Source organism: Brevibacterium salitolerans, assembly GCF_039531405.1.
Classification (GTDB): Bacteria; Actinomycetota; Actinomycetes; order Actinomycetales; family Brevibacteriaceae; genus Brevibacterium; species Brevibacterium salitolerans.
The window spans coordinates 276,089-290,044 of record NZ_BAAAPZ010000004.1 but is presented as its reverse complement, the minus strand read 5'-3'; the positions used below and the strand labels follow the sequence as shown (position 1 = coordinate 290,044).

At 67.1% G+C, this 13,956-nt stretch carries 12 protein-coding genes and 1 pseudogene; 4 read left to right on the top strand and 9 right to left on the bottom strand.

Going from position 1 to position 13,956, the window contains the following annotated elements:
• The first annotated feature begins 205 nt into the window (after positions 1-205).
• Positions 206-1,555, top strand: coding sequence for a replicative DNA helicase (gene dnaB / locus ABD240_RS06905; protein WP_291792858.1), 1,350 nt, complete (start codon positions 206-208; stop codon positions 1,553-1,555).
• 55 nt (positions 1,556-1,610) lie between these two features.
• Here the strand turns inward: dnaB and ABD240_RS06900 are convergent, their stop codons facing one another.
• Genes ABD240_RS06900 through ABD240_RS06880 form a run of 5 tightly spaced genes read right to left on the bottom strand, consistent with a single transcriptional unit; the run spans position 1,611 to position 7,446 of the window.
• A complete protein-coding gene (locus tag ABD240_RS06900) occupies positions 1,611-3,038 on the bottom strand; it encodes a hypothetical protein (RefSeq protein WP_291792855.1) in 1,428 nt (475 codons plus the stop codon).
• Positions 3,039-3,091: 53 nt separating this feature from the next.
• A complete protein-coding gene (locus tag ABD240_RS06895; protein ID WP_344336506.1) occupies positions 3,092-3,922 on the bottom strand; it encodes an alpha/beta fold hydrolase in 831 nt (276 codons plus the stop codon).
• Complete coding sequence (locus ABD240_RS06890; protein WP_291792850.1) at positions 3,919-4,800, bottom strand: HpcH/HpaI aldolase/citrate lyase family protein; 882 nt, start codon at positions 4,798-4,800, stop codon at positions 3,919-3,921. Before ABD240_RS06890 ends, ABD240_RS06895 begins: the two co-directional genes overlap by 4 nt.
• A gap of 34 nt (positions 4,801-4,834) precedes the next feature.
• On the bottom strand, positions 4,835-6,070 hold the full coding sequence (locus ABD240_RS06885) for a CaiB/BaiF CoA transferase family protein (protein WP_291792848.1): 1,236 nt from the start codon (positions 6,068-6,070) through the stop codon (positions 4,835-4,837).
• 56 nt (positions 6,071-6,126) lie between these two features.
• Positions 6,127-7,446: a CitMHS family transporter gene (locus tag ABD240_RS06880; RefSeq protein WP_344336505.1), complete on the bottom strand. Its 1,320-nt coding sequence runs from the start codon at positions 7,444-7,446 to the stop codon at positions 6,127-6,129.
• A 181-nt stretch (positions 7,447-7,627) separates the two neighbouring features.
• On the opposite strand from ABD240_RS06880, the gene ABD240_RS06875 reads away from it, so the two are divergent.
• A complete protein-coding gene (locus ABD240_RS06875) occupies positions 7,628-8,611 on the top strand; it encodes a LysR family transcriptional regulator (RefSeq protein ID WP_291792842.1) in 984 nt (327 codons plus the stop codon).
• A 230-nt stretch (positions 8,612-8,841) separates the two neighbouring features.
• Here the strand turns inward: ABD240_RS06875 and ABD240_RS06870 are convergent, their stop codons facing one another.
• A complete protein-coding gene (locus ABD240_RS06870) occupies positions 8,842-9,270 on the bottom strand; it encodes a magnetosome magnetite crystal formation protein family (protein ID WP_344336504.1) in 429 nt (142 codons plus the stop codon).
• 161 nt (positions 9,271-9,431) lie between these two features.
• Positions 9,432-10,646 (bottom strand): serpin family protein, encoded by a 1,215-nt coding sequence (locus ABD240_RS06865; protein ID WP_344336503.1) that lies wholly within the window; start codon positions 10,644-10,646, stop codon positions 9,432-9,434.
• A gap of 387 nt (positions 10,647-11,033) precedes the next feature.
• On the opposite strand from ABD240_RS06865, the gene ABD240_RS06860 reads away from it, so the two are divergent.
• Positions 11,034-11,372 carry an FmdB family zinc ribbon protein gene (locus ABD240_RS06860; protein ID WP_291792833.1) on the top strand — a complete coding sequence of 113 codons (339 nt, stop codon included), beginning with the start codon at positions 11,034-11,036 and terminating at the stop codon, positions 11,370-11,372.
• A 54-nt stretch (positions 11,373-11,426) separates the two neighbouring features.
• Positions 11,427-12,683 carry a formamidase gene (gene fmdA, locus ABD240_RS06855; RefSeq protein WP_344336501.1) on the top strand — a complete coding sequence of 419 codons (1,257 nt, stop codon included), beginning with the start codon at positions 11,427-11,429 and terminating at the stop codon, positions 12,681-12,683.
• A 189-nt stretch (positions 12,684-12,872) separates the two neighbouring features.
• Here the strand turns inward: fmdA and ABD240_RS06850 are convergent.
• A pseudogene (locus ABD240_RS06850) lies at positions 12,873-13,118 on the bottom strand (helix-turn-helix domain-containing protein); the annotation flags it as partial.
• Between the two features lie 92 nt (positions 13,119-13,210).
• Positions 13,211-13,956 (bottom strand): hypothetical protein (locus ABD240_RS06845; RefSeq protein WP_344336500.1); only part of this gene is annotated, 746 nt, incomplete at its 5' end.

Below are 13,956 nucleotides of genomic sequence, written 5' to 3'. Positions count from 1 at the left end.
ATCAGTGGTCCCGGCCTCGGTGGCGGTGCCCGGCTCCTGGCCCTCCTGTGGTCCCGCGGTCCCTCTCCCGCACCCGTGCCTCTCGTGTCCGCCTCTCGCGATACCCTGAGAGCCGCGTCGGGAGCGAGTGTGTGAGGCTGTGACTGGCCCCGAGAGAGACCTCTCGACAAGACGACACCCGTGTGCACAAGGGAGGGACCACCGGTTGAGCGAGTCAGGTCAGTGGCAGAAGTCCGATGCGGGTCTGCGGACGCCTCCGCAGGACGTGGAGGCCGAGCAGAGCGTGCTGGGCGGCATGCTGCTGTCCAAGGACGCGATCGCGGACGTGGTGGAGACCCTCAAGCCGGAGGACTTCTACAAGCCGGCCCACGAAACCGTCTACTCGGCGGTCCTCGACCTCTACTCCAAGGGTGAGCCTGCTGATGCCGTGACGGTCTCTGCGGCCCTCCAGAAGTCCGGCGACCTCGCCCGTGTGGGCGGCGCCGCCTACCTGCATACCCTCATCGCCTCCGTTCCCACCGCCGCCAATGCGGGCTTCTATGCGCGGATCGTCGCGGAGACGGCACTGCTGCGGAAGCTGGTGGAGGCGGGCACCCGCATTGTGCAGATGGGCTTCGACGCGGAAGGCGATGCGGAGGAGATCGTCAACACCGCGCAGGCGGAGATCTTCCAGGTCACCGAGCGGCGCACTACCGAGGATTACCAGCAGCTCTCCGTGGTCGTGGACCGTGTGGTGGACAACATCGAGAAGCTCAGTGATCAGGCTGAGGGCCCCGCCGGCGTGCCCACCGGATTCGAGGAGTTCGACTACCTCACCAACGGCCTCCACCCCGGCCAGATGATCGTCATTGCGGCCCGCCCCGGTATGGGCAAATCGACGCTCGCGCTGGACTTCGTGCGTTCGGCGGCGATCCAGCACAACAAGGCGACCGTCTTCTTCTCGCTGGAGATGAGTGCCGATGAGCTCGCGATGCGCCTGCTCAGCGCGGAGACCGGCATCCCCCTGCAGAGCCTCCGCCGAGGCGAACTCTCGTCCCCGGACTGGACCACCGTGGCCTCCACGATGGGCCGCATTCACGAGGCACCGCTGTTCCTCGACGACTCGCCCAATATGGCCCTCACGGAGATCCGCGCCAAGTGCCGCCGCCTCAAGCAGCAGCACAACCTCTCGATGGTGGTCATCGACTACCTGCAGCTCATGTCCTCGGGCAAGCGCGTGGAATCGCGCCAGCAGGAGGTCTCCGAGTTCTCCCGCTCGCTCAAGCTCCTGGCCAAGGAGCTCGAGGTGCCGGTCATCGCGCTCTCGCAGCTGAACCGCTCCTCCGAGCAGCGCACGGACAAGCGCCCCATGATCTCGGACCTGCGTGAGTCCGGCTCCATCGAGCAGGACGCTGACCTCGTGCTCCTCATCCACCGTGAGGACATGTACGACAAGGAGCACCCGCGCGCTGGTGAGGCCGACATCATCGTCGCCAAGCACCGCGCCGGCCCCACGGGCGACATCCCCGTCGCCTTCCAGGGCGCCAAGTCCCGCTTCGTGGACATGCCGAGGTAGAGGTTGCGTACGGGCTGATGCGCTCCGCTCGTCCGTGTGCAGCGCCGCTTCGGTCTCACGACGGCGCTTCACCCATCCGGACGAGGATCTCTCGGGCCGCCTCGGTGCTGATGACTTCGCTCACCGGTCGGATCGCATTGCCGCGTTCGGCTGCAGCGATCGCCTCCTCTGCGCTGAGCCGCGCCGCCGAAGCTTCACCGAGATCGTCGAGGATGCGTGCCTGCAGCTCGAGCATCGGTGCCAGGAGCCCGTGGTCGGACGGCTCCATCTTCCTGACGACCTGGCGACGGAGAGCCACAGCCCTCTCAATCAGTTCCCTCGCCTCGGTCATTCGACCGTACCCCCACAGAGCCTGTGCCTTCACGGCATAGGCCTCGTCGAGGAGGAGCGGGCCGAGCACTCCGCCGGTCTTTCCGGTGGTGCCGATGGCACCGGCTTCGGCTTCATCGGCCGCTCTGAGAGCCTCTGCGAACCTGCCCAGGACGAAGCGTGCCTTCGACACCTGCAGCAGCACCTTGACCGGAGCGCCGCGGCCTTCGGCAGCGGAGAGCTCCATCACCGCCTCCCCGGACAGCAGACACTCGTCCCACCGGCGGTGAGCCTCGTGCGCCTCGGCGAGCTCGACGAGCTGACGTCTCAGGATCTCGATGTCCGCGGGGTCGCCGACGTTCTCCGGGTCGCCGCCGGACCCGAGCATCTGGTGCATGCGCGTCCTGAGCCCGAGGCGGAACTCCGCTGCCGTCGCGTCGCTCCAGGACTGTGCCGGGAGATCCGCGAGTGCGAAGAGCGCGCAGTCCAGCCGGTCCGACCATGAATCGGGGCCGGCGTCCATGCGCTCACGCGCCTCGGCGCTGAGCGCGATGAGCGCCGAGGCGGTTGCGGCTTCCGGTCCGGCCTCGGCGCGGCAGAACTTCTCTGTCCAGTGCGTGAGCGCATCGGGCACCGCTGCGGACACACCCGCCAGCCATTCGCGGCACTGCTCATGTCCGTGCTCTGCCGCGGCCGTCGCCCAGCGGTGTGCCTCCCACGGCCTGCCGTCCTCGTGCGCGCGGTTGGCCAGATCTGCCATCGCCTTGTCGTCCCCAGCCCTGGCCGCCCTGCGCAGGAGTGCCTCGCCCGCTCGTGGACGCAGGATCGCGAGCTCGATCAGACCTCGCTTGCGCATGGCATCGGGATCGCCTGCCGCCACCAGCGGCACGCACCATGCGAGGGCCAGCTCCTCTCGCCTCGGTGTGAACGGGGACCTGCGTTCGAGCAGATAGCTGCCCCACTTCCAGCCGTTGGGATCACCCGCCTCCCCGGCCCTGCGAAACCACTGCAGCGCTGTCTCCAGCTGCTTGTCCTGCGCCGCCAGCCGCCCCCGGGTGACCATCAGCCCCGTGTCCCCGGCCTCGGCGCCCTGTTCGATCAGCGAGAGCGCGGTGTCCCTGTCGCCGCCCTCGAGCGCGGCCTGAGCGCTTCTGCGCAGCTGTCCGATGTCCATTCCCCGATGCTATTCGCCCGGACGGCGCTCCGGCGGAATCCGCGACTCCGGCTTCACGGTTCTCGTGCGGCATCAGTTCCTCGGGATTCGGGCCGAGGTGAAGGAGCGAACGGTGAGGGCAGCCATCCGAGACCGTTCAGCACCGCCCGCACCTCCTCCGGACGTTCGATCAATGGGGTGTGGCCGCAGTCGAAGAGGAACAGGGAGGAAGCCGGCACGGCTTGCGTGATGCCGCGTGCATCGTCGAGCGAACGCCGCCTGTCGTGCACGCCGTGAAGCACCGCGGTGGGCGCAGTGATCTTGGGTGCCTCCTCGTCCAAGGACACGTGCCTGAGGGACTCGACGCTGGTCGCCAGCGGATGAGGGTCGACGGCTTCCAGATAGGTCGTCAGCGCGGAGTCGATTCCCGGATCCGGAGGCCGTGCCGTCCACGACTGCTTGAACGAGACGCGGTGTTCGGCCGTCCAGTCGTTGCGCAACCGCTCCGGCAGTCCCGGATCCTTGTGGCCCGCGGCATTCAGGCCTGTGTCACTGACGACGAGGCCTGAGAGTGAGCTTTCCAGGTGAGCGGCGACGAGAAGTGCCACCGCTCCGCCCAGCGAGTGACCCACGAGGAACGACCCCGCCCGGCGCGGGGCGAGCTGTGCGGCGAGCGCGTCCGCCATTCCGACCACGTCGAAGGGGCCCTCTCCGGCCAGGTAGTCCACAAAGACGGCTCGGGTCCGTTCGAACCCTGTTCCGCGCAGAGCGGGTGCCAGGACCTGCGGTGCGACCCCGGCACCCGCTAGGACAAGGGTCAGCGGGCGCTCGCTTCTGGCCGTCTGGGGATCGAGGTGAAGCCCTTCGGACTGTGACCAGCCATCCGGCAGGTGTCCCCTGCTCATACGTCTGATGCGAATCTGCGCAGTCTGAGCCGGGACGTCTCCGCCATCGCCTCGTCGATCATCCGCCCCTCGAAGACGACCGCGCCGGTGCCCCCTCCCGCAGCCTGATCCATCGCAGCGATGAGCCGGCGGTCATGATCCAGTTCTTCCGCCGTGGGCGTGAAGACGCGGTTGATCGTCGCGATGTGCGAGGGATGGATGGCGATCATGCCCTCATATCCGAGCTGACGGTTCTCCTCCGCGAAGCGCTCCAGTCCCTCCAGGTCATCGATGTCCGTCCACAGTCCGCAGACGGGCGATCGCACTCCTGCGGCCCGGACATCGACCAGCACATTGCTCCTGAGGGTGAAGGTCTCGGCCCCGGCGGGCGTCCATCGGTACCCCAGCTCGCGTTCGACGTCACCGCCTTTGACCCCGAGGCCTCCCACATAGGCGACCCGTTCGCTGGCCGCGCACAGCTCGTACGCATTCCTGATCGCCTGAGCGGTCTCGAGGACCGGTGTGATGAGGGTTCGCTTCGTCGCCCCCGCGTCCGCCTCCGTCCAGCGGAGGAGGCGCTCGACGAAGCGGATGTCCTCGCCGGTGGACACCTTGGGGACCACGACGCCCGTCAAGCCCGGACCGACGATGGCGGCGATGTCCCTGCCCGCCTCGGCGGAGGACAGATCGTTCACTCGCACGAAGAACGGGTAGTCGTCATCGCCCACGCTTCTGAGGAATTCCGCCACTTCCTCCCGGGCGGAGGCCTTCGAACTGGCTGGGACGGCATCCTCCAGATCGATGATGACCGCATCTGCGCCGCTTCGCCGCGCTTTGTCGATCAGGGAAAGCCGGCCGCCCGGGACGAACAGCATGGATCGTAGGGGCTGCGTTCGCATGTCGTTGCTCCTTCGCGTTCCGCCGGCGGACCGGTCAGATGACTCCGTCGTCCTCATACCGCGCTCTCTCATCGTCCGAGATCCCCAGCCATGAGCCGTACACGAGATCGTTGTCCTCACCGAGCCGAGGACCGGTGCGCCAGACCTGTCCTGGACTGTTGGACATCGTCGGGACGACGGACGGCATGCGGACCGGTCCCAGATCCTGATCAGCGACCGTCACGATGTTCCCGCGTTCGCGATACACCTCGTCAGAGAAGATGTCTTCGACATTCAACACGCGCGAGGCGACCACCCCCGCGTTCTCGAGCGCAGTCAGGGCGGTCTCCGCATCGGTGCGCGCTATCCATTCCGCCAGGGCACCGTCGATCTCCGCCCGCCCCTGCATCTGCTTCTCCACGGTGTCGTACTCCTCCACGGGCAGTCCGAGGAGCCGGACCACGTTGACGACCGAGCGAGTGGTCGCGGAGGTGACGGTGATCCACACCTCATCGAGGCTCAGGTAGGTGTTGATGACCGCCGCAGGTGCCACGGCCAGCGCATTGCCGGAACGCTGCGGCACGATGCCGAGCTGGTCATACAGGATGACCTGCCACTCGACGAGGCGGTACAACGTCTCGTGCAGCGCGAGATCGATCCATTCGCCGCGGCGTTGAGGGTCCGTTCCACGGCGGACCAGTGCTGCGGAGACCGCGAACGCACCCATCAGCCCCGTGGTCGTATCTCCGTGCGAGAAGCCCGTGTGCACGGGCGGCCCTCCGTCGAATCCGGTCAGGTGGACGACACCGCTCCGCGCCTCGCCCATCTTCCCGAAGCCGGGAGCGTTGCTCTTCGACGTGTTGGCTCCGTAGCCGGATATCTGGAGCATGATCGCGGAAGGATTCAGCGCCGAGACGGACTCCCAGTCGAGGCCGAACTTCCTCAGTGTCTCGGACCGGAATGTCACGATCACGACATCCGCCCAGGCGATCAGCTTCTCCACCACCGGGCGGGAGGACTCCTCGCGCAGATTCAGCGTCACCGACCTCTTGTTGCGGCCGAGCACTTTCCACCACAAGTGGTGTCCGTTCTTGGCAGGTCCCATCGTCCGTGCTGTGTCGCCGGTGTGCGGAGCTTCGACGTGCACGACCTCCGCTCCCATATCGGCCATGAGGGTGCCGGCGATCGGTCCCGCGATGACCTGTGCGAACTCGACGATACGGACTCCGGCGAGCGCACCGGTCGCTTCGTGCGGGGGAGTGCTTCCCGCCTGCGTCGCCCCTGTCTCCATGCTGCGTTCCTCTCTCTAGTACTCGGCTCTCTCGTAGGTGCTCGGCTTTCTCGTGCTCAGAAGCCGACCGCGCCGATTGCGATGCCGAAGGCCAGGAGGGCCAGCGAGATGCCCACGGCCCAGAAGAAGGTGAATCTGATGTGGTCGCCCAGTTTCACGCCGGCGAGGCCGACCGCCAGGTAGACCGAGGGCACGACCGGACTGATCGAGAACCCTGGATTGTCGCCGATGAGGACGGCCCTGGCCACATCCATGGCCGGAACACCGGCGCTGCCTGCCACTTCAGAGATGAGCGGCACCAATCCGAAGAACATCGCGTCCGGGCCGAACACCATTCCCAGTGGGACCGCGACGATGGCGAAGATGATGTGGATCCAGCCGGCCGCCCCGGTGGGCGTCAGTGCGACCAGCGCATCCCCCATAGAATCCAGCATTCCGGTGCCGGTGAGCACGCCGAGGAACACGCCGACGACTATGAGGATGCCGCCCATGCTCAGTGCCTCCTTGGCGTGCCGATGGAGAGCGCCCTCCTGGGCTTCAGTTGACGTGAAGTTGATCAGCAGTGCGATGCCGAATCCGATCACGAAGAGCAGATGCAAGGGCATGAGCGAGGTGAACAGCCCGACCAGCAGGGCGATCGTCAGAGCAGCGTTCATCCAGTACCGCCAGTCGCGTGGGCGCAGCGCCAGAGTGCCTCCGTCTGCCTGTGTGCTCGTAAACTGAAGGTCCTCTGCCGAGTTCGCATTCCGGGGAGTCGGTTCGCCCGGCCGGGGCCCTGTAGCCGTGTCGGCCTCGGCGCGGCCCGGCAGTCCGGCGGACGTCCGGACGAGCTCGTCGTTGCGGCCCGCGTCGATCCGGCGCTGCTCCAATTTTCCGAGCACCACTGCGCAGATGGCGATGAGCAGGATTCCGAAGATCTGAACCGGCACCAGGGGGAGATACAGTTCGCTGACGTCCGCATCGATGGCCGCGGCAGCCCGCAATGTCGGACCGCCCCACGGCACCATGTTGACGATTCCGGCGGTGATGCCCGTCAGCAGCAGGAGAACGACGCGCCGCATCTTCATTCGGTCGTAGACCGGAAGCAGGGCCGGGATCGTCAGCAGGAAGGTCGTGGCGCCGACACCGTCCAGGTGCGTGATCAGGGCGATGGCCACTGTCACCAGGGTCAGCCCCACCGGCTTCTCTCGTATCAGGCCGACCAGGCTCCGCACGATCGGGTCGAACAGTCCCCGGTCTCTCATCACCCCGAAGTAGAGGATGGCGAAGATGAACAGGCTCGCGGTCGGAAACACCGTGGTGATGCCCTCGGTCATGAATTCACCCAGCTCGCCCGGAGTGAAGCCCGCGAGAAGACCGGCCGCGAGTGAGGGCACTGAACGCTACGAGAGGCGAGACCTTGCGCGAGATGAGCAGTACGACGATCCCTATCACGAGCAGGAACCCGATGATGGTGAGCATTCTTCCTCCAGGGCTTCATTGGCCTACTGAAGGACGCTATAAGTGGCGCACAATAACGTCCAGTCATAAAATCTCATGAGATGATAAATTCAAATCATGGCAATCACTATTCAGCAGATGCGTGCCCTGGTCGCGGTCGCGGATCTGAGCAGCTTCACCGCAGCGGCAAGCCACCTGCACCTCACACAGCCTGCGGTGAGTCGCGCGATCGGAGAGGCGGAGCGGCACCTCGGTGTCGTCATCTTCGACCGGGCTTCGAGGACGCTCCGACCCACTGAACGCGGCGCCCGCATCGTCGCCATCGCCCGCACATCGCTCGATGCGTTCGACCGCGCGGCGCTCCAGATGCACGATGTCTCCTCTGGTGCACGCAGGAGCCTGCGCATCGCGGCTTTGCCCTCCATCGCGGCGATCCTGCTGCCGGGAGTTGCGGCACACATGCGCTCCCTGGATGAAGGCACTGATCTGCAGATCTTCACCGGCCGGGCCGAAAACGTGAACGAGCTGGTGGCGTCCGAAAAGGTCGACATCGGCATTGGCGTTGCTTCCGAGGGCGCCGCGGTCAAGCACTTCCAGCCCCTGTTCAGTGACGAACTCGTCTGCGTGACGTCGAAGAGCCACCGCTTCAATCAGGGGGCTGCTCTCGAGTGGAGCGATCTGGCCGCAGAGACGTTCCTCCGACTCCCCTCCGACAGCAGCGTGGGGAAACTGACCTGGGAGACGTTCGAGGCCGCGAGGGCAGTGCCCCGCGAGGTCGTCCCCATACATGACCTGATGTCGGCGGCCGGCTTGGCCGCCGCGGGTGTGGGCATCGCGGTCATTCCTGCACTGAGTGTTCCGCTCACCATGTTCGCGGAACTGTCGTATTTCTCGATCCGGTCCCCGCGCGCAGTGAGGACCATTGGAATCGCCTCCAAGTCGGCCCTGACCGAGCATGAGGCCGTCGTCGGGAAGAAGGCGCGCGAGATCGCGCTGAAAGTGCTCTCCACCCAGCCGAACTCACCTGTCGACGGCCCGGGTCCTGGTCGACGAACTCAGGTGCGGAATGTGCTTCGTGGTCTCGATCGGGAGGCAGAGTAGGCTGCGACCTCCACAGAACGTGACGATCGTCGAGCACAAGGAGGCTTGGTAGACGACTGCCGGCGCAGAAATCTGCGATGAGGCGCGGTGAGATATGCACAGTGGATTTCCGCCCGTCTCGCGGTACCGAGACGGCGGAGCAGTTGCGGCAGTTCCTGTGACGTCGAACGTCCCGTCCCTCTTCCGATCCGGGGAGCACCTCGACGTCGCCGAGGTGAACTCTGCTCCGCCTATATGAACGGGATCGCGATGCGCGGGTGGAAGACGCGTCCGTTCGCAGCCTTCACTGCACCCACGATCATGAAGACCAGCGTGGTGATACCGCCGCCGATGACGGCCAGACCCAGCAGGCTCGCGGTGGTGACGGGCACCCAGAACAGCGGATCCTCCGAACCGATCGAACCCCCGTCACCGGTCAGCGCGAACAGCAGGCCGAAGTGCAGTGCGGCGGCGAGGACATTGACGAGACCCCAGGTGAGAACCCAGTTGAGTGCGTTCCTGCTGTTGGCCTCGGCGGGCCCTCCGGTGCGTCTGGCCGATTCGCGGAGCGAGAACTCGACGATGACCAGAGCCACCCAGTTGAGCAGGGGGACGGGCGCCCACAGGATGAGGTACAGCAGCCAGTACTTGACCCCGGTGTCCGGCTTGGGGCCGGGCATTCCGGGAGGCGGGCACTGCGCCTGCGGAGGCTGGGCATATGGGTACTGCGCCTGGCCCGGCAGGGGAGGCTGCCCCTGCCCCTGGAGAGGGGGGCCGTGCGGTCCTCGCCGCTGAGGAGGCACAGGCACGGAGTCTGACGGATGATTCACACCGCACAACCCTAACGGTCGTCACCTGCTTCTCTGAGGTGTTCGCCGCAGGCCCTCACCCCTCCGGGTCGTTGACGACCGCGTGGAACAGCGGCCAGCCGGTCTCCACGTCCACGATCCGCAGGGCGAACGGCCGGTTCACCGTCATCTCGACCGGCGGCAGCAGAACTGCGGACAGGGCGGCCATGATCTCCGTGACGGCCGCGGCGACGGTGCCCTCCTCGTCCACCCGCAGCACAGCCCGGTGCTCGGACTGCGAGACGAAGACCCCGGGCGTGATGCCGTCCAGGCTGCCGGGGGGAGTACATCGGTCCCAGGCCTATCGTCCTGAATGCCTCGTCCAATGCGGTGGAGGAACGGAAGCTCAGCTTGGGCAGTGCCAGGGCCACCTCGGTGTCGGCGTTGCCGGAACCGAGCGCTTCGCTGATCCGCGTCCACTCCTCCGCGCTCAGGTCTCCAGGCGATGCGTCTTCTGCCGGAAGCACCACGTCCATCGCGAAGGCCTCCGTGTAGGGCAGGCGGACAGCCTGCATCCCGCCGTCCTCCACATATCCGGCCGTGAGCGTCTGGTGCATGGTCGCAGGTGCGCGCACTGCGTCCGAGGCCGTGGTGAAGGGGCGCTCGCACGTGCCGGCCTCGGCGAACGGGCTCCGCCATCGCGCGGCCATGAGCACCGCGTTCTGCAGCACGAATGCGGTATCGGCGTCCGGGTCGATCGCCGATTCTTCGATCAGCCCGCCTGTGTGCGCGTCCACCCAGGCGTCCAGGACGGGTTTGCCCTTCCCGCCTGCGAAATCAGCCGTGCGCACGCCGGCGCCATAGGCGCGGGCGAGGGCGTGGAGGTACTCCTGCTCCAGCGGCCTCGCCTCGTCCGCTGTGATGCCATTGGCCAGGTGGAGCAGCGGGCGCTCCGGGAGCTCCTCGGCCTGGACGAGGCACGGGTCTCCGTCGTAGGCGAGCACGGCGTCCTGCAGTGCGCTGAACGCGGCCGTCCTCTCCGGCCCTGCTGCGCCCAGCACCTCATCGAATGCAGCCTGCGTCTGTCCGTCCGCACCCTCGGCGAGCAGCGCCAGCGCCACCGCGATGGAAGCGGGGGAGACGACCACGTTCCCCTCCCCGGCCTCGGCGGCGAAGTGCACCCCCAGCTGAGTGGTGGCCGCCACCGCAGACCCGACGGCCGAGGCCGCGCTCACGGACACCGGCTCGTACTGGACATCTCCCCGCATCTCTGTCCTTCCCGGTGAGCTGCACGCGGTCGCCGTGAGCTGCACGCGGTCGCCGTGGGCGGCATCGCACTCACGGTTGCCGCCCGCTCGATCCGCTCCCGCATGAGCTCTCCTGTTCGTGCACTCTCCTGTTCGTGCGCCGGCCGGTGAGGCACGCGCGTGCCGAGGCCAGCGCGGGTGCGTTGCCCCGATCCTCCCAGGCGCGCCCGGCAGCCGGCTGGGTGCGAGCACCGCGGTCGCCGATGTGAGCACCGCGGCCGCCGGTTCGATGTCGGGCGGGTCTTCGGTACCCGCGGTAGGCCGGGCCTCATGAGGGCCGGCCCGGTTCCGCGGAACTTCCGAGGCCGCGACGCATGCACGGCGGTCTATGCTGAGGGCGAGGCCGGTGTGCCGCAGAGCACAGGCGGCGCAGGTGCGTACGACGACGGGAGGACTGCATTGCCGATCTATGAGTTCCGCTGCGAGAACGCACACCGTCACGACCACACGCTGCCCATGAGCCGATCGGACAGCAGTCTCCCGTGCCCGGAATGCGGGATGGAGTCCCGCCGCATCCTCAGCGCTCCGCGGCTGGGCAGGCTCGGATCCGCCGAGGCGAAGCTCATCGCCCGCACGGAGTCCACGGCTCAGACTCCCGGCGTCGTCAGCAGGGTTCCCGGCGCTGGGAACCGCGCGGCCGCGAAGGTCACGCGGGATCCGCGCCACGCGAAGCTTCCGCGTCCCTGACGCGGACCCCGGCGGTCCCGCGCAGAGGGGCCGCCTCTCATGTGAGGAGAGAAGATGCCCCAGAACGTGTTTCCCCTCGATTCCTCCGCCCCCTTCACCGAGCAGAAGATCCTCGGCCACAACCGCTGGCACCCCGAGATCCCGCCGGCCGTCACGGTGAAGCCCGGCGACACCTTCCGCGTGGACTGCCGCGAATGGTTCGACGGCTACATCAGGAACGACGACTCGGCCGAGGACATCGCCACCGCGCCCCTGCACACGGTCCACACCCTCTCGGGGCCCTTCCGCATCGAGGGCACGCAGCCCGGTGACCTCCTCGTCGTGGACATCCTCGACGTGGGTCCCATCCCGCAGGAGGACTCCGGGCCCCTGGCCGGCCAGGGCTGGGGCTACACCGGCATCTTCGCCAAGCGCAACGGCGGCAGCTTCCTCACGGACCAGTTCCCGGACGCCTACAAGGCCGTGTGGGATTTCAGCGGGGACCGCGCGACCTCCCGCCACGTGCCCGGAGTCGAATTCACCGGCATGATCCATCCCGGCCTCATGGGCACCGCGCCCTCCCCGGAGCTGCTGAAGAAGTGGAACAGCCGTGAGGCTGCGCTCATCGCGACGGACCCGCACCGCGTGCCCGCGCTCGCTCTGCCGCCGGAGCCCGAGGGCGCCATCCTGGGAGGCGTGCCCGAGGCCGAGGCCTCCCGTGTGGCGGGGGAGGCCGCCCGCACCGCGCCCCCGCGGGAGAACGGCGGCAACCAGGACATCAAGAACCTCACGAAGGGCACGCGGGTCTTCTACCCCGTGTTCGTGGAGGGGGCGAACTTCTCCGTGGGCGACCTCCACTTCTCCCAGGGCGACGGTGAGATCACCTTCTGCGGCGGCATCGAGATGGGCGGCTTCATCGACTTCCACGTCGACGTCATCAAGGGCGGCATGGAGAAGTACAACGTGACGGAGAACGCCATCTTCATGCCGGGCAACACCGCTCCCCAGCACAGCCAGTGGCTGTCCTTCTCCGGCACCTCGGTCACTCTCGACGGGGAGCAGCGCTACCTCGATTCCCACCTCGCCTATCAGCGCGCGTGCCTCCACGCCATCGACTACCTCTCGACCTTCGGCTGGTCGAAGGAGCAGGCGTACCTGCTGCTGGGTGCGGCGCCCGTCGAGGGCCGCTTCTCCGGCGTGGTGGACATCCCCAACGCCTGCGCGACCGTCTACCTGCCGCTCGACATCTTCGAGATCGACATCCGGCCGGGCGCGGGCGAGGTGCCGCGCATCGACCCGGGCATCGGCGCGCCGCGTGCGAGCGTGGGCTGAGGGCTGGGAGCGGGTTCGGAGAGAGCGCAGGGAGCCTGTCGAGGGATCGTGCTGAACCCGAGGTCGGTCGGAGTGAACTCGAGCTGGTTCCGGAGCGGCTCCGCGCCAGCCCCGGACTGAGCCCGAGGTGGGATACGGGCCCGCTCATTCCCTAAGTTGCGTCTGCGTTCAGGACGTGTAGAGCGTCCTGAACCGCGCCGCAACAATTCTCCGTTCCGTCTTCTTCGGCAGCCGATTCGGTGAGGACTGCGGCTTGGAGCTGCGGTCTGTGAGCGGCGGCGCCATCCGATATCTGTCGGCCCACCGCTTCACTGTCGTAGGTGAGCACTGGAGCCGTTCCGCCGTGGGCCGCAGCGGCCGGCCTTGGTCAACCATCAGAACAGCAAGACGACGTCCCTCGGGTCCACCCTCGCATACGCGGGGAGGACTCCGGATCCGGTCTGCCGCCTTTCGCTCCACACGGCTCACCCCCGCGTACGCGGGGAGGACCCTTGCTGACCTGCGACGATATCAGCGAAGAGGCCGTTCTAGGTACGACTTGCGCCGCGTTGGCGGGGTCGGCCCTGCCACAGCTTCTCGTAGGCAGTGGGCTTCACCAGTTTCGCAGCATATATCCATTCGAGGCCATCGACGTCCCAGGCCCATCGCGGCCTTGCATGACCGATATGTACCGCAGCACGAAGTTCACTCAATGTGACCGGAGTCGTGGGCAGCGGCAGCACCAGCTCCCCTGAGCGAGTCACTCCGAGGCCGTCTGCGGGCCCACTGCCAAGCTGGCTCATCCCGTACATCACCAGAGGTGCGAACACCGTTCGAACCTGGCCGACAACGGGGTTCCCGAGGCCGTTGACTCCGGGATCAGTGGTTTCCGGGCGATCCATCCCTCCATCGCACTTCTCATCACTGAAGCCCTCGGTGATCGAGCCGAGCGCGGCACACACGTTTTCGACCGCTTCTCGTGACGGTTTCCCTCTCCCCGTCACCGTTTTGAAGGCCATCTCGAGATACGACGAGTTGTTTGCGATCGGCGTGATCGGCATGGTGACAGCTCCTGCCGTGGCGGGACCGAGGTCGCCAGCCGTACCTGTGACCAGGTCGACCCCCGCGTCATCGGCGTCGAGCAGGAGGCCATGGAGGTGCGCCGCCGGCTTCAGCTTCTGGTTCTTCACTCCGAGCCCCTTCTTGCCGAACCCGTGAGACTCGGCGAGCTCCTGAGCCCGCGCCCACTGCGGATCGCAGAGAACCCGGGACACAAGATCTTCGAGTGACGCCC

Coding starts and splice junctions, on each gene's coding strand:
- ABD240_RS06895 (WP_344336506.1), bottom strand. CDS start 3,922: ATGAGCAGGGGACACCTGCCGGATGGCTGGTCACAGTCCGAAGGGCTT.
- ABD240_RS06885 (WP_291792848.1), bottom strand. CDS start 6,070: ATGGAGACAGGGGCGACGCAGGCGGGAAGCACTCCCCCGCACGAAGCG.
- ABD240_RS06900 (WP_291792855.1), bottom strand. CDS start 3,038: ATGGACATCGGACAGCTGCGCAGAAGCGCTCAGGCCGCGCTCGAGGGC.
- ABD240_RS06865 (WP_344336503.1), bottom strand. CDS start 10,646: ATGCGGGGAGATGTCCAGTACGAGCCGGTGTCCGTGAGCGCGGCCTCG.
- fmdA (WP_344336501.1), top strand. CDS start 11,427: ATGCCCCAGAACGTGTTTCCCCTCGATTCCTCCGCCCCCTTCACCGAG.
- ABD240_RS06870 (WP_344336504.1), bottom strand. CDS start 9,270: ATGCCCGGCCCCAAGCCGGACACCGGGGTCAAGTACTGGCTGCTGTAC.
- ABD240_RS06890 (WP_291792850.1), bottom strand. CDS start 4,800: ATGCGAACGCAGCCCCTACGATCCATGCTGTTCGTCCCGGGCGGCCGG.
- ABD240_RS06875 (WP_291792842.1), top strand. CDS start 7,628: ATGGCAATCACTATTCAGCAGATGCGTGCCCTGGTCGCGGTCGCGGAT.